General features: G+C 63.3%; 14 protein-coding genes. 7 read left to right on the top strand and 7 right to left on the bottom strand.

All coding sequences use genetic code 11. The annotated features are described in order from the left end of the window. Positions 1 to 3: 3 nt before the first annotated feature. Positions 4 to 195, top strand: a complete 192-nt coding sequence (locus tag GYB81_RS15105; RefSeq protein WP_024309303.1) for a YnbE family lipoprotein — start codon at positions 4 to 6, stop codon at positions 193 to 195. Between the two features lie 31 nt (positions 196 to 226). Then, a complete protein-coding gene (locus GYB81_RS15100; protein ID WP_161865206.1) occupies positions 227 to 565 on the top strand; it encodes a YdbL family probable chaperone protein in 339 nt (112 codons plus the stop codon). A gap of 61 nt (positions 566 to 626) precedes the next feature. Here the strand turns inward: GYB81_RS15100 and grxD are convergent, their stop codons facing one another. Beyond that, entirely contained in the window at positions 627 to 953 is a 327-nt protein-coding gene (gene grxD / locus GYB81_RS15095; protein ID WP_013716756.1) for a Grx4 family monothiol glutaredoxin, read from the bottom strand. Positions 954 to 1,193: 240 nt separating this feature from the next. Continuing rightward, positions 1,194 to 3,302, bottom strand: coding sequence for a molybdopterin oxidoreductase family protein (locus GYB81_RS15090; protein WP_161897882.1), 2,109 nt, complete (start codon positions 3,300 to 3,302; stop codon positions 1,194 to 1,196). A 358-nt stretch (positions 3,303 to 3,660) separates the two neighbouring features. Between GYB81_RS15090 and argF the strand changes: the two genes are divergently transcribed. Both argF and GYB81_RS15080 read left to right on the top strand, forming a co-directional pair. Continuing rightward, positions 3,661 to 4,581, top strand: a complete 921-nt coding sequence (gene argF, locus GYB81_RS15085) for an ornithine carbamoyltransferase (RefSeq protein ID WP_161865207.1) — start codon at positions 3,661 to 3,663, stop codon at positions 4,579 to 4,581. Then, complete coding sequence (locus GYB81_RS15080; RefSeq protein WP_161865208.1) at positions 4,578 to 5,684, top strand: ABC transporter ATP-binding protein; 1,107 nt, start codon at positions 4,578 to 4,580, stop codon at positions 5,682 to 5,684. The genes argF and GYB81_RS15080 overlap by 4 nt, the downstream gene beginning before the upstream one ends. On the opposite strand, the gene GYB81_RS15075 is transcribed toward GYB81_RS15080, so the two are convergent. The 3 genes from GYB81_RS15075 to ybaK all read right to left on the bottom strand — a co-directional run bounded on the left by GYB81_RS15075 (position 5,685) and on the right by ybaK (position 8,659). Continuing rightward, on the bottom strand, positions 5,685 to 6,491 hold the full coding sequence (locus GYB81_RS15075) for a PhzF family phenazine biosynthesis protein (RefSeq protein WP_161865209.1): 807 nt from the start codon (positions 6,489 to 6,491) through the stop codon (positions 5,685 to 5,687). A 127-nt stretch (positions 6,492 to 6,618) separates the two neighbouring features. Then, positions 6,619 to 8,106 (bottom strand): glycerol kinase GlpK, encoded by a 1,488-nt coding sequence (glpK, locus tag GYB81_RS15070; RefSeq protein ID WP_161865210.1) that lies wholly within the window; start codon positions 8,104 to 8,106, stop codon positions 6,619 to 6,621. An 82-nt stretch (positions 8,107 to 8,188) separates the two neighbouring features. Beyond that, positions 8,189 to 8,659, bottom strand: a complete 471-nt coding sequence (gene ybaK / locus GYB81_RS15065) for a Cys-tRNA(Pro) deacylase (protein ID WP_024309310.1) — start codon at positions 8,657 to 8,659, stop codon at positions 8,189 to 8,191. 98 nt (positions 8,660 to 8,757) lie between these two features. Between ybaK and GYB81_RS15060 the strand changes: the two genes are divergently transcribed. The 3 genes from GYB81_RS15060 (at position 8,758) to bfr (ending at position 11,936) form a co-directional block, all read left to right on the top strand. Next, complete coding sequence (locus GYB81_RS15060) at positions 8,758 to 9,516, top strand: DeoR/GlpR family DNA-binding transcription regulator (protein ID WP_024309311.1); 759 nt, start codon at positions 8,758 to 8,760, stop codon at positions 9,514 to 9,516. Positions 9,517 to 9,664: 148 nt separating this feature from the next. After that, the gene (gene glpD, locus GYB81_RS15055) at positions 9,665 to 11,194 is read left to right on the top strand and encodes a glycerol-3-phosphate dehydrogenase (protein ID WP_161865211.1); all 1,530 of its coding nucleotides are present in this window, start codon (positions 9,665 to 9,667) and stop codon (positions 11,192 to 11,194) included. A 271-nt stretch (positions 11,195 to 11,465) separates the two neighbouring features. After that, on the top strand, positions 11,466 to 11,936 hold the full coding sequence (gene bfr / locus GYB81_RS15050) for a bacterioferritin (RefSeq protein WP_161865212.1): 471 nt from the start codon (positions 11,466 to 11,468) through the stop codon (positions 11,934 to 11,936). A gap of 58 nt (positions 11,937 to 11,994) precedes the next feature. Here the strand turns inward: bfr and GYB81_RS15045 are convergent, their stop codons facing one another. Both GYB81_RS15045 and GYB81_RS15040 read right to left on the bottom strand, forming a co-directional pair. After that, positions 11,995 to 13,296, bottom strand: a complete 1,302-nt coding sequence (locus tag GYB81_RS15045) for an MFS transporter (protein ID WP_161865213.1) — start codon at positions 13,294 to 13,296, stop codon at positions 11,995 to 11,997. Between the two features lie 166 nt (positions 13,297 to 13,462). Further along, positions 13,463 to 16,537, bottom strand: a complete 3,075-nt coding sequence (locus GYB81_RS15040; RefSeq protein ID WP_161865214.1) for an efflux RND transporter permease subunit — start codon at positions 16,535 to 16,537, stop codon at positions 13,463 to 13,465. Positions 16,538 to 16,539 lie beyond the last annotated feature (2 nt).

Raw genomic sequence — 16,539 nt, 5'->3', positions numbered from 1 at the left:
GCCATGCGCACGTACCGCCTCCTCGCCGCCCTGAGCCTGGCATTGCTGTGCCAGGCCTGTACCCCGACGGTGCAGCTGGCCATGCCCAACGAGCCGATCAACATCAACCTCAACGTCAAGGTCGAGCACGAAATCTACATCAAGGTGGACAAGGCCCTGGACAACGTATTCAACGAAGACAGTGGTCTGTTCTGAGTCCGCCGAACAGGTTCTACGGAGAGAGACGATGATTCGATACATTTCAACCCTGCTCCTGGCGCTGACCCTGAGCCTGCCGGCCTATGCGCTGAACCTCAACCAGGCCATGAGCGCCCTGGGCGACGCCAAGGCCAGCGGCCAGTTGGGCGAGCAGCCCAATGGCTATCTCGGAGTGGTCAAGCCCGGCGGCCAGGCCGATGAAATCGCTCGCCTGATCAACCAGGCACGCCGCGCCGAATACCAGAAAGTAGCCAAGGACAACGGCATCAGCCTGAGCGACGTGGAAGCCATCGCCGGCAAGAAGGCCATCGAGCGCACGCCCAAGGGCCAGTTCATCCAGCTGAACGGCCAGTGGCTGCAGAAGTAGAAAGCCTGCGGCAGAAACGAAAGAACCCGCCTAGGCGGGTTCTTTTTTGCGAGCGCAGCGATCAGGCGCCAGCTTTGCTCACGGCATCCTTGATCAGGGTCTGCAGTTCGCCCTTCTCGTACATCTCGGTGAGGATGTCGCTACCGCCGACCAGCTCACCGCCGACCCACAGCTGCGGGAAGGTCGGCCAGTTGGCGTACTTCGGCAGGTTGGCGCGGATTTCCGGGTTCTGCAGGATGTCGACATAGGCGAACTTCTCGCCGCAGCCCATCACCACCTGCGCAGCACGGGCAGAGAAGCCACACTGCGGGGCATTGGGCGAGCCTTTCATGTACAGCAGAACGGTGTTGTTGGCGATCTGCTCTTTGATGGTTTCGATGATATCCATGGGGCACCTCAGCATAGACTTCGCGACCCGACGGTCGCCACGGTGGCGCGATTGTAGCGAAAAGCCGAGCACAATGCTCGGCCTTGCCCTCATCCCCAGAACTGTTTACGACCTAGCGAGCTAGAGCCATGCAAGGCAAAAACAGGCGAGGAGCGGTCGGAGTCGCGTTCGACTTTACAAGTTGTAAATGAGCAGTCCGAGCCTGTTTTTAACGCAGCAGGGCCGACGCGCAGCAGGTCGTTACGCAGCCACCACCTCAACCGGCACGCCGTTAAGCACCGCATTGCCGGACAACGCATCGAGGCGGCGTTCGTCGGTCAGGTCATTGGCGCTGGCGCCGGGCTGGGCCTGCGCGATGTCCAGTCGCACGCCCGGGCGGGCATGGCCCCAACCATGCGGCAAACTGACCACACCGGCCATCACCTCGTCGCTGGCCGCCACCTCCACTTCGATGCTGCCGACGCGCGAACGCACCTGTACGCGCTGCCCATCGGCCAGGCCACGACTGGCCAGATCCGCCGGGTTCATCAGCAACTGATGACGCGGCTTGCCCTTCACCAAACGGTGATAGTTGTGCATCCAGGAATTGTTGCTGCGCACATGGCGGCGACCGATCAGCAGCAGTTCATGGGCACCAGGCTGCTCCTGCCCGGCAAAGCGCGCCAGGTCTGCCAGCAACGGTTCGGGCGCTGCCTGCACGGCCTTGCTCGGAGTTTTCAGCCGTGCCGCCAGGTTCGGCTGCAGAGGCCCCAGATCGAGCCCATGGGGATGCTCGCGCAAGCTGGTCAGGCTGAGCTTGTGCTCGCTGCGATCGCCATAGGCGCCGAAGCGCAAACCCATGTCGATCATCTGCTCCGGCGCCATGGTCGGCTTCAGTTCAAGGTTGTTGCACGCGGCAAAGGCCTTGGCCAGACCGACGAAGATTTCCCAGTCGTGCAGTGCACCGTCCGGCTTGGCCAGCACAGCCTCATTGAAACGGGTGACATTACGCACCGCGAACAGGTTGAACGTGGTGTCGTAATGATCGTGCTCCAGCGGCGCGGTCGGCGGCAGGATCAGATCGGCGTAACGGGTGGTCTCGTTGATGTAGAAATCCACCGAGAGCATGAAGTCCAGGCCGTCCAGCGCCCGCTCCAGTTGGCGACCGTTGGGCGTCGACAGCACCGGGTTGCCGGCTACCGTGACCAGCGCGCGGATCTGCCCTTCTCCAGGGGTCAGCATCTCTTCGCCCAGCGCCGAGACAGGCAGCTCACCGCCATATTCCGGCAGGCCGGACACCCGGCTCTGCCAGCGGTTGAAATGGCCACCGGAAGTACTCGCCACCAGATCGACCGCCGGCGAGGTACAAAGCACGCCGCCGACGCGGTCCAGATTGCCGGTCACCAGGTTGATCAATTGCACCAGCCATTGGCACAGCGTGCCGAAGGCCTGGGTGGACACCCCCATCCGGCCGTAGCACACCGCCTTGTCGGCTGCGGCAAAATCACGCGCCAGTTGCCGAATGGTGTCGGCCGGCACGCCACAGCGAGCGCTCATCGCCTCGGCGTGGAAGTCGGCGATCGCCGCGCGCACCTGCTCCAGCCCTTCCACCGGCAGATGGCTGTCGCGGGTCAGGCCCTCCTCGAACAGGGTGTTGAGCAGCGCCAGCAGCAGCGCGGCATCGCTGCCGGGACGCACGAACAGGTGCTGATCGGCGATGGCCGCGGTTTCACTGCGCCGCGGGTCGACCACCACCAGCTTGCCGCCACGAGCCTGGATGGCCTTCAGGCGCTTTTCCACGTCCGGCACGGTCATGATGCTGCCGTTGGAGGCCAGTGGGTTGCCGCCGAGGATCAGCATGAAGTCGGTGTGATCGATATCGGGAATCGGGATCAGCAGGCCGTGGCCGTACATCAGCAGGCTGGTCAGGTGGTGCGGCAGCTGGTCGACCGAGGTGGCCGAATAGCGGTTGCGCGTCTTCAGCTGACCGAGAAAGTAGTTGCTGTGGGTCATCAGCCCGTAGTTGTGCACACTGGGATTGCCCTGATAAACGGCTACGGCGTTCTGCCTATGTTCGGCCTGGATCGCACTCAGGCGCTCGGCCACCAGTTGGAACGCTTCCTCCCAGCCGATGGCCTGCCACTGCTCGCCGATGCGGCGCATGGGCTGGCGAATGCGATTTGGATCGTTCTGAATATCCTGCAGCGCCACCGCCTTGGGGCAGATATGGCCACGGCTGAAGCTGTCCTGGGCATCGCCCTTGATCGAGCGAATCTGCATGGTGCCATCCGCCTGGGTTTCGGTTTCGATGGCAAGGCCACAGATGGCTTCGCACAGGTGGCACGCACGGTAATGGAGGGACTTGGTCATGGCCTGGCCTCTTGTTCTGATCCGAGACGACCGGTCAGGTCGCAGGTTTCGCACTATGGGCCGAGCACGGGGACGACGCCAGCAGCGTTCGTCCCGTGAATCGGCAGGCATCATGGGTGCCGATTCAGGCGCTGCCGTCTTCGATATCGCTGGCGCCAAAGCTTTGGCAAAAAGGCTTGTAAAACAGGATTCTGCGCCTGCGCAGCCGGTAACTTGCGCCGTCTCGTCATTTCCTTATAGGATCGCGCCTTCCCCTGTTTCGTCGCACCCTGCGGCCTCCTGCCGCAAGCTCTGCTGTTTTTGTCGGTTTTGTCACCGGACACGGGCTTGCGAACTGTAGTGATAAAGGTAGTTAACGATGAGCGTCAGACACTTCCTCTCGATGATGGATTACACACCGGACGAACTGGTGGGGTTGATCCGCCGAGCCATCGAGCTGAAGGACCTGCGCAACCGCGGCGTACTGTTCGAGCCGCTGAAGAATCGTGTGCTGGGCATGATCTTCGAGAAGGCCTCGACCCGCACCCGTCTGTCGTTCGAAGCCGGCATGATCCAGCTCGGCGGCCAGGCCATCTTCCTCTCGCCGCGCGACACCCAGCTGGGTCGTGGCGAGCCGATCGGCGATGCCGCCATCGTCATGTCGAGCATGCTCGACGCCGTGATGATCCGTACCTTCGCCCACAGCAACCTCACCGAATTCGCCGCCAAATCGAAAGTGCCGGTGATCAACGGCCTGTCCGATGACCTGCACCCCTGCCAGCTGCTGGCCGACATGCAGACCTTCCTCGAACATCGTGGCAGCATCACCGGCAAGACGGTGGCCTGGATCGGCGACGGCAACAACATGTGCAACTCCTATATCGAAGCGGCGATCCAGTTCGACTTCCAGCTCAAGGTCGCCTGCCCTGAGGGCTACGAGCCGGACGCGCGCTTCCTCGCGCTGGCCGGTGACCGCGTGCAGGTGCTGCGTGACCCGCGCGAAGCCGTGACCGGTGCTCATCTGGTGAGCACCGATGTATGGGCCTCCATGGGCCAGGAAGACGAAGCCGAACAGCGCATGGCGCTGTTCCGCCCTTATCAGGTCACCCCCGCACTGCTCGATAACGCCGCACCGGACGTGCTGTTCATGCACTGCCTGCCGGCGCACCGCGGTGAGGAAATCAGCCTCGACATGCTCGACGACCCACGCTCGGTCGCCTGGGCCCAGGCCGAGAACCGCCTGCACGCGCAGAAGGCGCTGCTCGAACTGCTGGTCGAGCCGGCGTACCACCACGCATGAGCCAGCCGCTGCTGCAGCTACGCGGGCTGAACTGCGGCTACCACAGCCACAAGGTGGTGCAGGATCTCGACCTGCACCTCAACGCTGGCGATATCGGCTGTCTGCTGGGCCCATCGGGCTGCGGCAAGACCACCACGCTGCGCGCCATCGCCGGTTTCGAGCCGGTGCTCGAAGGTGAGATCGAACTCGATGGCGAAATCATCTCCCGCGCCGGTTTCACCCTGGCCCCGGAGAAACGCCATATCGGCATGGTGTTCCAGGATTACGCCCTGTTCCCCCACCTCAGCGTGGCGGAGAACGTCGCCTTCGGCATCCGCAAGCAAGCCAACGCCGAGCGCGTCACCCAGGAGCTGCTGGAGCTGGTCAAGCTCGGCAACCTGGCCAAGCGCTACCCGCACGAGCTTTCCGGCGGGCAGCAACAACGTGTCGCCCTGGCCCGCGCCCTGGCGCCGGAGCCGAAGCTGCTGCTGCTCGACGAACCCTTTTCCAACCTCGATGGCGAGTTGCGCCGGCGCCTGAGCCACGAGGTCCGCGATATCCTCAAGACCCGCGGCACCAGCGCCATTCTGGTCACCCACGATCAGGAAGAGGCTTTCGCAGTCAGCGATCATGTCGGCGTGTTCCAGGGCGGTCGTCTGGAGCAGTGGGACACCCCGTTCAACCTCTACCACGAGCCATTGACGCCCTTCGTCGCCAGCTTTATCGGTCAGGGTTACTTCATTCGCGGCCAGTTGCTCAGCCCGGACACGGTACAGACCGAACTCGGCGTGATACGCGGCAACCGCGCCTACACCTGGGCACAAGGCAGCGCGGTGGATGTGCTGCTGCGCCCGGATGACATCGTCGCCGATGAAGGCAGCGATCTGAAGGCGCGCATCGTCGGCAAGACCTTCCTCGGCGCCGCCACCCTGTATCGCCTGCAACTGCCCACCGGCAGCCAGCTGGAATCGATCTTCCCCAGCCATGCCGACCACCAACCAGGCGACGAGGTGGGCATCCGCATCGCCGCCGATCACCTGGTAGCCTTCCCGGCCCTGGGCAGCGTGGCGGCGCAGTTGCAGCTGAGCGATTCCGGCGGCGTGCGCCGGGTCAGCAGCAACTGATCAGAGCATCAGCTGGCCACTGGCAATATGCCGCGCGTGGCCCGCGATCTTCACTCGCTCTCCATCGAGACGACAAAGCAACTCACCACCGCGTGCCGAGCACTGAAAGGCGCTAAGCTCGCTGTGGCCCAGGCGTTCGGCCCAGTACGGCACCAGCATGCAGTGTGTCGAACCGGTCACCGGGTCCTCGTCGATACCGATGGCAGGCGCGAAGTAACGCGAGACGAAGTCATGCCGCTCGCCTGCCCCGGTAATCAGCACGCCAAGGCCCGGCAGTGCCGCGAGCGCCGGCAGATCGGGGGTAAAGCCGCGCACCTGCGCTTCGGACGCCAGCACCACCATCAATTCCTGCACGCTGCCATCGGCATTGAGCAGGGCCAGCACCTGCTGCGCGGGCTGATCCATCGCGCGCTCGACCTCGGCTTGCAGCGACGCCGCCACCGGTACCACCGGACGCACGGGGAAATCCAGCTCCAGCCGCTCCCCTCGACGAGTCACGCGCAAAGCGCCGGATAGGCAGGTGAACTGCAGCACGTCGCCCGCCTCGAGATAGAGATCGAACAGCACCTTGGCGCTGGCCAGGGTCGCATGGCCACAAAGCGGCACCTCGCTGACCGGGGTAAACCAGCGAATATGCCAGGCCTCCCCTTCCTTCACCACGAATGCCGTCTCGGCCAGGTTGTGCTCGGTGGCGATACGCTGCATCAGCGATTCGTCCAGCCAGGCGTCCAGGCGATAGACCATGGCGGGATTGCCCGCGAACGGCTGGTCGGTAAAGGCGTCAACTTGATGAAATTCGAGCGGCATGATGCGTTCCTGGCCAGATCAGAAACGCCAGCATGCCTGCGCCAGGTCACCTGCAACAGGTACAGTTGCTGTTTTCCAGATACTCGAGAGCATCGCGGCAGAAGCCGCTCCTACAGCGTCGCAGAGGTCAGGGCTCGCTGCGCACGCGCTTCACCGCGTCCAGCCAGCCGGCGTAGAGACGCTCGCGATGCGCGTCGTTCATCCGCGGTTCGAAACGCTGCTGGCGATGCCAGTGACTGGCGATGGCATCGAGATCGCGATACAGCCCGAGCTTCAGCCCTGCCAGATAGGCGACGCCGAGCGCAGTGGTCTCGGTGACTTCGGGCCGCTCGACACTGACGCCGAGGATGTCGGCGAGAAACTGCATGACCCAGTTGTTCTCCACCATGCCACCGTCGACACGCAGCGCGCTGGGCGCCGCCGCGCCGTCCTGACGCATGGCCTCGAGCAGGTCGCGGGTCTGGTAGCACACCGACTGCAGGCCGGCGGTGACGATCTCCTTGATGCCGGTATCTCGGGTCAGGCCGAAGATGGCGCCACGCGCCTTCGGGTCCCAGTAAGGTGCGCCCAGGCCGGTGAAGGCCGGCACCAAAAACACCCCGCAGGCTTCCCCCGTCGCTTCGGCCAGGGCCTCGCTTTCGCGCGCATGGCTGATCAACTTGATGCCGTCGCGCAGCCACTGCACCGCCGCGCCGGCAACGAAGATGCTGCCCTCCACCGCGTAGGTGACCTTGCCATCGAGGCGATAGCCGACCGTGGTGAGCAGACGATTCTTCGAACTCACCGGCTGCTCGCCGGTGTTCTGGATCATGAAGCAGCCGGTGCCATAGGTACTCTTGACCATACCCGGTTCGAAGCAGGCCTGACCGATCAAGGCTGCCTGCTGGTCGCCGGCCATGCCCAGCACCGGGATGCTGGCGCCGAGCAGCTCGGCTTCGGTATGGCCGAACTCGGCGGCGCAGTCGAGCACTTCCGGCAGCAGGCTGGCGGGAATTCCGAACAGCTTAAGCAGCTCTTCGTCCCACTGCTGGGTGTGGATATTGAACATCAGTGTGCGCGAGGCATTGCTGGCATCGGTGCGGTGCACCTTGCCATCGGTCAGACGCCACAGCAGGAAGCTGTCGACCGTACCGAAACGCAGCTCGCCGCGCTCCGCCCGCTCCTGTGCGCCCGGCACGTTCTGCAGGATCCAGCGCAGCTTGGTGGCGGAGAAATACGGGTCGATCAGCAGGCCGGTCCTGGCCGATACCATCGCTTCGTGGCCTTGGTCCTTGAGTCCGGCGCAGTAGTCGGCGGTGCGACGATCCTGCCAGACGATGGCCGGATGGATCGGCGTGCCGGTCGCAGCATCCCAGACCAACGTGGTTTCACGCTGGTTGGTGATGCCGATAGCAGCGATCGACTCGGGCTGCAGGCCACTGCTGGCGATGGCATCGCGACAGACCTTGAGCGTGGACAGCCAGATTTCCTGGCCGTCGTGCTCGACCCAGCCATCCTGCGGGAAGTACTGCTTGAACTCCTGCTGAGCACGCGCGACCGGCAAGCCCTGTGCACTGAAGATGATGGCGCGGGAACTGGTGGTGCCCTGGTCGATGGCTAGCAGGTATTGGGACATGCAAGATTCCTTGTTGTTATCGGTAGCGTTCACTGCAGTTGACTGCAGACTGGCTTATTTTGCTTGCAGCATACTGCGCGGCTCAGGCTTTGCCGATAGCGGCGAAGTGTCCCTGAGTATGCTGTGCCAGGGTGTCGGCCGAGAGCTCGAGCTCCAGCCCACGCCGCCCGCCGCTGACATGAATGGTGGAATGCAGGCGCGCCGACTCGTCGATGAAGGTGCGCAGGCGCTTCTTCTGCCCCAGCGGGCTGATGCCGCCGACCAGATAGCCGGTGGCACGCTGCGCTGCCGTCGGGTCGGCCATATCGGCCTTCTTCGCCCCGGCAGCCGCCGCCAGCGCCTTGAGATCGAGGCTGCCGGCCACCGGCACCACGGCCACCAGCAGCTCACCCTTCTCGGTGGCCGCGAGCAGGGTCTTGAACACGCGCTCGGGCGCCAAGCCCAGCTTTTCCGCCGCTTCCAGCCCGTAGGACGGCGCCTTGGGGTCGTGCTGGTAACTGTGTACGCGGTGTTCGGCCTTGGCCTTCTTCAACAGATCGATTGCAGGCGTCATGTTCGAATGTGAAAACACTGGGAAAGATGCCCTACATTAACAGGCCGAAATCCTCCGCATCTACAGCCTATAATGGGTGACCATCACAGGAAGCGCTCATGAATCTCGCTCCCCGCCAGCACGACATCCTCAATCTCGCCCGTGAACGCGGCTACGTCAGCATCGACGAACTGGCCCAGGCGTTCGCCGTCACGCCGCAGACCATCCGCCGCGACATCAACCAGCTGGCCGAGCACGGCCTGTTGCGCCGCACCCATGGCGGCGCCGCCTGCGAAGCCTCGAGCATCCAGAACACCGCCTATGGCATGCGCGCCGGGCAGATGCGCGAGGAGAAGCAGCGCATTGCCGAAGCCGTGGCGGCGCAAATTCCCGATCACGCCTCGCTGTTCATCAACATCGGCACCACCACCGAGGCCATCGCCCGTGAACTGCAGAACCACAAGGGTCTGAAGATCATCACCAACAACCTGCACGTGGCCGCTCAGCTCAGCGCCAAGGCCGACTTCGAGGTGCTGGTGGCCGGCGGTACGGTGCGCAGCGATGGCGGCATCGTCGGCCAGGCGGCGGTGGACTTCATCCAGCAGTTCAAGGTCGACTACGCCATCGTCGGCATCAGCGGCATAGACGAAGATGGCAGCCTGCTCGATTTCGACTACCAGGAAGTGCGCGTTTCCCAGGCCATCATCGAAAATGCCCGGCAGGTTTTCCTCGCCGCCGACTCCAGCAAATTCGGCCGTAACGCCGTGGTGCGCCTGGGCTCCATCGCCCTGGTCGACCGCGTTTTCACCGATAGCGCGCCCTCTGCCGCCATCACCCGCCTGCTGCACAGCCACAAGGTCCAGCTCGACCTGGTCTGAGCACGCTCCCTCCGAACGACGCCCAAGCTCCTTTCACCACCACTCGGCGCGCAATCGCGCGCCGGGGTAGCGAAGTTGCGCATGTTCGTCTAGGATATTTTCGAAAGTGAACATAAACACATTCGAATCCAATAGCCGAGCGTGCCCTATGCCCCACGATCCCTTCACCAGCCCCGTTGCGGAAGTCTATGACCTCGCCGTCGTTGGCGGCGGTATCAATGGGGTGGGCATCGCAGCCGATGCAGCCGGTCGCGGCCTGTCCGTGTTCCTTTGCGAAAAGGACGACCTGGCCAGCCACACCTCCTCTGCCAGCAGCAAGCTGATCCACGGCGGCCTGCGCTATCTGGAGCACCACGAGTTCCGCCTGGTACGCGAAGCCCTGGCCGAGCGCGAGGTGCTGCTGGCAAAGGCTCCGCACATCGTCAAACCGATGCGCTTCGTCCTGCCGCACCGCCCGCATCTGCGTCCGGCCTGGATGATCCGCGCCGGCCTGTTCCTCTACGATCACCTGGGCAAGCGTAAGCGCCTACCCGCATCACGCGGCCTGCGCTTCGGTGCCGGCAGCCCGCTCAAAGCAGAAATCAGCCGAGGCTTCGAATACTCCGATTGCTGGGTAGACGATGCCCGTCTGGTGGTGCTCAACGCCATGGCCGCACGGGAGAAAGGCGCACACATTCACCCACGTACGCGCTGCGTCAGCGCCCGTCGCAGCAAGGGGCTGTGGCATATACACCTGGAGCGCAGCGACGGCAGCCTGCTGTCGATTCGTGCCCGCGCGCTGGTCAACGCCGCCGGCCCCTGGGTCGCGCGCTTCATCCGTGAAGACCTCAAGCAGCAGTCGCCCTATGGCATCCGTCTGATTCAGGGCAGCCATATCGTCGTACCGCGCCTGTACGACGGTGAACAGGCCTACATACTGCAGAACGAAGACCGCCGCATCGTCTTCGCCATTCCCTATCTGGAACGCTTCACCTTGATAGGTACCACCGACCGCGAATACCAGGGCGACCCCGCCCAGGTGGCGATCACCGCCGAAGAAACCGATTACCTGCTCAAGGTGGTCAATGACCACTTCAAGCAACAACTTGGCCGGGCCGACGTGCTGCACAGCTTCGCTGGCGTGCGCCCGCTGTGCGATGACGAGTCCGATGAGCCTTCGGCCATCACCCGCGACTACACCCTGTCGCTCTCCGGAACGCCGGGCGAAGCGCCGTTGCTCTCGGTATTCGGCGGCAAGCTGACCACCTACCGCAAGCTGGCCGAGTCGGCCATGCAGCAACTGGCCCCCTACTTCAGCAAACTCGGTCCGAGCTGGACGGCGAGTGCTCCGTTGCCTGGCGGCGAGGACATGCAAGACCAGAGCGCACTGGTCGAAGCCCTCTGCGAACGCCATGGCTGGCTGCCTTCCAGCCTGGCCAGACGCTGGGCTGCCTCTTACGGCAGCCGCACCTGGCACCTGCTCGAAGGCGTGCACAACCTGACCGACCTTGGCGAACACCTTGGCGCCGGCCTCTACACCCGTGAAGTGGACTATCTGCGCCGTGAAGAATGGGCCCGCAGCAGCACCGATATTCTCTGGCGGCGCAGCAAGCTGGGGCTGTTCATGACGCCGACACAGCAGGCCCGCCTGCAGGACTATCTGAACAGCCGTGATCCGCATTCGGCTCATGCCGCCTGATATTTCGCGTGCTCCGATGCCCCGCCTCGCGGGGCTTTTTTATGTCCGTAAAAAATAAAATATCGACGGCTTCCAGCCGATTGCGTTACGCGCCGAACTATTAGCAACTTTTTTATTGCGCCATTTCAATAACTTGGCACCAAGTTGCGGAATAAAAACATTCTTATTCAGTTTTATTTTTACTTATGTTTCAAGAACTTAGGTTTGACAGCGGAAAGAAGCCGGCAGAAAATTCAAGGCCATCACAGTCATTGATACAGTTGGAGCGGTCATGAAAGGCGACAAGAAGGTCATTCAACACCTGAACAAGATTCTTGGTAACGAACTGGTCGCCATCAACCAGTACTTCCTGCATGCGCGTATGTATGAAGACTGGGGCCTGAAAAAGCTCGGCGAGCACGAGTACCACGAATCGATCGACGAGATGAAGCACGCCGACAAGCTGATCAAGCGCATTCTCTTCCTCGAAGGCATTCCCAACCTGCAGGACTTGGGCAAGATCCTGATCGGTGAAAACACCAAGGAAATGCTCGAGTGCGACCTGAAGATCGAGCATAAGGCGCACGGCGATCTGAAAGCCGCCATCGCCTACTGCGAAAGTATCGGTGACTACGCGAGCCGCGAACTGCTCGAGGAAATCCTCTGCTCCGAGGAAGAGCACATCGACTGGCTGGAAACCCAGCTGAGCCTGATCGAAGCCGTTGGCCTGCAGAATTACCTGCAATCGCAAATGGACGAGTAAGTCCAAACGGCTGGATAAAGAAACGGGAGCCGATGGCTCCCGTTTTCATTGTCTGCGCTTATTTCTGCGGGTCCGGTTCGCCATCGGAGCGACCGATACTGGGGGGCGCATCCACCAGCAATTCTTCCGGCACTTCATCCACGCGCGGGTCGAGCGCCGCGGCCATGGGGCTGACCGTATCAGGCATCGGCACATGGCTGAGCGGCGCCTCGTCGACCCGGTGCCGGCCAGTGACACGCTTGGGCTGCACCCAGACGATCAGCACCACGGCATAGAGCGATACCAGCATGTAGAACATGCCCGGCCCGAAGTGCTGCATCATGAAGCCCGCCAGCAACGGACCGATGCAGGCGCCAACGCCATAGGTGGTCAGCAACATGGCGGACAGCGCCACCCGGCGCGATTGCTCGACGTGGTCGTTACCCAGCGCCACGGCCAACGGGTACAGGGTGAACAGCAACATGCCGGTGACGAAGCCGTTGGCCAGCAACAACCAGTACGGCAGGTCGAACAGCCCCCACATGGGAACGGCGGTCAGGCACAGCAGAATGGCGTTACCGCGAATCAGCCAGCTGCGGTCCAGACGATCGGACAACCAGCCCAGCGGCCACTGCGCGCAGAAACCGGCGATGATGCACATGGCCACGAACAGGCTCGCCTGCGCGGTATCCAGTCCGCTGCGGCTGGCGTAAACCGGCGCCAGGCCGTAGAAGGCGCCGACCATAAGCCCTGCGACGAAAATGCTGCCCAGCGCCTGCGGCACGCGTTTCCAGAAGAAACCGATTTCCAGCGGCGCTGCCACCAATTTGGCCGGGTGCACGCGGCGGGTCACGGCCAGCGGAATCAGGCAGGAGGCGAAGCAGATCGCCACCAGCACCAGCGGCTTGTAATCCAGAGTCGGGCTCATCGCCAGCAGGCCCTGGCCCACTACCAGGCCCAGGTCCACGGCCACCATGTAGCCGGCGAACACCTTGCCGCGCATATGATTTTCCGACTGCTCGTTGAGCCAGCTTTCGATCACCATGTACTGGTTCATCATTACCGCGCCCATTACGAAGCGCAGCAACAGCCAGACCTCCAGACGCTCGACCAGTATGTGTAACAGCACGATCACCGTGGCGAGGCCGGCGCAGGCGACGTAGGAGCGGATATGACCAACGCTGGCGATCAGCTTGTGGCCGAACTTGCCACCGCAAACCAGGCCGAAATAATAGGCCGCCATCAGGCCGCCAACCCAGCTGTCACCGGCGCCTTCCCCGGTCAGGCGCAGGCCCATGTAGGTGCTGAACAACCCTGAACCGGCCAGCATGAGTAAGGTGGCGCTATACAGGGCCGGGAAGGTGACGAGCGGGCTGAACATGACGACTCCAGACGGGACGGCAGCAGCGCCGTCCGACGAACACGGGACGATGGCGTCCCGTCGGCCCCGGGCGGGGCCAGCGAAAACCGCGCATTATCCATATCCGCCACCTGCCCCGCCACGCCCGCCGGGCGCTTTACGGCGAAACGCCCAAACGCCTGTGGCGCTAGCGCGCCTCGCGCTCCTTGACCCGGAACCAGGCCGCGTAAAGTGCCGGCAGGAACAGCAGGGTCAGCGCAGTGGCGACCACCAGGCCGCCCATGATGGCCACTGCCATCGGCCCGAAGAACACGCTGCGCGACAGCGGAATCATCGCCAGCACGGCCGCCAGTGCGGTCAGCACGATGGGGCGGAAGCGCCGTACCGTGGCTTCGATGATGGCGTGCCAGCGATCGAGGCCGTGGCTGATGTCCTGCTCGATCTGATCCACCAGAATCACCGAGTTGCGCATGATCATCCCCGCCAGGGCGATGGTGCCGAGCATGGCGACGAAACCGAACGGCTGGCGGAAGATCAGCAGGAACAGCGTCACGCCGATCAGCCCCAGCGGCGCGGTGAGAAACACCATGGCCGAGCGCGAAAAACTCTTGAGCTGCAGCATCAGCAACGTCAGCACCACCACGATGAACAACGGCACACCGGCGTTCACCGATTTCTGCCCGCGCTGCGAGTCTTCTACCGTACCGCCTACCTCCAGCAGGTAACCATCGGGCAATTCGGCGCGGATCGGCTCCAGGGTCGGCAGGATCTGCTGGGTCAGGCTGGCCGGCTGCTCCTTGCCATAGACATCGGCCCGCACGGTAACGTTGGGCAGGCGATTGCGATGCCAGATGATGCCTTCCTCGAAACCGTATTCCAGCGTCGCCACCTGCGACAGGGCCACGCTGCGCCCACTGTCGGTCGGCACCGCCAGGCTCGGCAGCAGGCTCAGCGCCTTGCGCTCCTGTGGCGTACCACGCTGGAGAATCTCGATCAGCTCGTTGCCTTCGCGGTACTGGCTGACGCTGGTGCCGGACAGCGAGCCCTGCAAAAAGCGCGATAGTTCGGCGGTATTGACCCCCAGCGCACGCGCACGATCCTGATCGATGTTGAGGATCACCACCTTGCTCGGTTCCTCCCAGTCCAGATGCACGTTCACCACATGCGGGTTCTCGCGCACCTTGTCCGCTACCTGGCGAGCCAGGGCACGTACCTCGTCGATATGCTCGCCACTGACGCGGAACTGGATCGGATAGCCTACGGGAGGGCCATTTTCCAGGCGGCTGACGCGACTGCGCAGTGCAGGGAACTGGTCGTTCATTGTCTGGATCAGCCAGGTGCGCAGGCGCTCGCGCTCCTCGATGCTCGACGCCAGCACCACGAACTGGGCGAAGCTCGCCGCCGGCAGTTGCTGATCCAGCGGCAGGTAGAAACGCGGTGAGCCGGTGCCGACATAGGCGACATAGTTGTCGATGCCGGTCTGCTCCTTGAGCAGTTCTTCCAGGCGACGCACTTCGGCCTCCGTGGCGCTCAGCGAAGCGCCCTCCTCCAACTTGATGTCGACCATCAGCTCCAGACGACCCGAGGCCGGGAAGAACTGTTGCGGCACGAAGCGGAACAGCAATACCGAGCCGATGAACAAGCCGATGGTCAGCAGGATGACGATGCCGCGACGGCGCACACACCACTCAACCGTGGCGCGTACGCGGCGGTAGAACGGCGTCGAATAGGGGTCGTGGCCGTCATCGCTGCCGCCATGTTTCGCCGCGTGCAGCTTGGCCAGATCCGGCAGCAGCTTGTCGCCCAGATAGGGCACGAACATCACCGCCGCGATCCACGAGGCGATCAGCGAGATGGCCACCACCTGGAAGATCGAACGGGTGTACTCGCCCGTGCCGGACTGCGCGGTGGCGATGGGCAGAAAGCCCGCGGCGGTGATCAAGGTGCCGGTGAGCATGGGAAACGCAGTGCTGGTCCAGGCGAAGCTGGCGGCCTTGAAGCGGTCATAGCCCTGCTCCATCTTGATCGCCATCATCTCCACCGCGATGATGGCGTCGTCCACCAGCAGGCCCAGGCCGAGCACCAGCGCGCCAAGCGAGATCTTGTGCAGGCCAATCCCCAGGTAATACATGGCGGCGAAGGTCATCGCCAGCACCAGCGGGATCACCAGAGCCACCACCAGGCCGGTGCGCACGCCCAGGGAGAAGAAGCTGACCGCCAGCACGATCACCAGCGCCTCGACCAGCACCTTGACGAACTCGCCCACGCCGGCCTTCACCGCCGCCGGCTGATCCGACACCTTGCGCAGTTCCATACCCAGCGGCAGGGTCTGCTGCAAGCGGGCGAACTCGCCCTCCAGCGCCTTGCCCAGTACCAGGATGTCGCCGCCGTCCTTCATCGACACGGCAATACCGATGGCGTCCTCCCCCATGAAGCGCATGCGCGGCGCAGGTGGATCGTTGAACCCCCGCTTGACCTCGGCGACATCGGCAATGCGGAAGGTGCGGTCACCGACGCGAATGGGGAAGTTGCGAATCTCCTCCACCGACTCGAAGCGTCCGGTTACGCGTAGCTGGATACGCTCACTGGCCGTTTCGAAGAAGCCGGCCGCTGCCACCGCATTCTGCGCCTCCAGCGCCTGCTGTACCGCAGACAAGGGCAGGCCCAGGGTCGCCAGTTTGGTGTTGGACAGCTCGATCCAGATTTTCTCGTCCTGCAGGCCCACCAGCTCGACCTTGCCGACGTCCTTGACCCGCTGCAGTTGCAGCTGCAGGCGGTCGGCGTAGTCCTTGAGCACCGCGTAGTCGAATCCGGTGCCGGTCAGGGCATAGATGTTGCCGAAGGTGGTGCCGAATTCGTCGTTGAAGAACGGCCCCTGGATGCCGGGCGGCAATGTGTGGCGGATGTCGCTGATCTTCTTGCGTACCTGGTACCACAGCTCGGGAATCTGTGAGCTGCGCATGGAGTCGCGCGCCATGAAGGTGACCTGCGACTCACCCGGTCGGGAGAAGCTGGTGATGCGGTCGTACTCGCCGGTCTCCATCAGCTTCTTCTCGATGCGCTCGGTAACCTGGCGCGAGACTTCCTCGGCGCTGGCGCCCGGCCAGTTGGTGCGAATCACCATGGCCTTGAAGGTAAAGGGTGGGTCTTCGCTCTGCCCCAGCTTGGTGTATGACAATGCACCCACCACGGCGAACAGCAGCATGATGTAGAGAACGATCTGGCGATGGCGCAGCGCCCAGGCAGACAGGTTGAAGCTCATGC

This window comes from Pseudomonas yangonensis (assembly GCF_009932725.1).
Classification (GTDB): Bacteria; Pseudomonadota; Gammaproteobacteria; order Pseudomonadales; family Pseudomonadaceae; genus Aquipseudomonas; species Aquipseudomonas yangonensis.
Note: the sequence above shows the minus strand (reverse complement) of the source record. Positions and strands in the feature narration are given on the sequence as shown.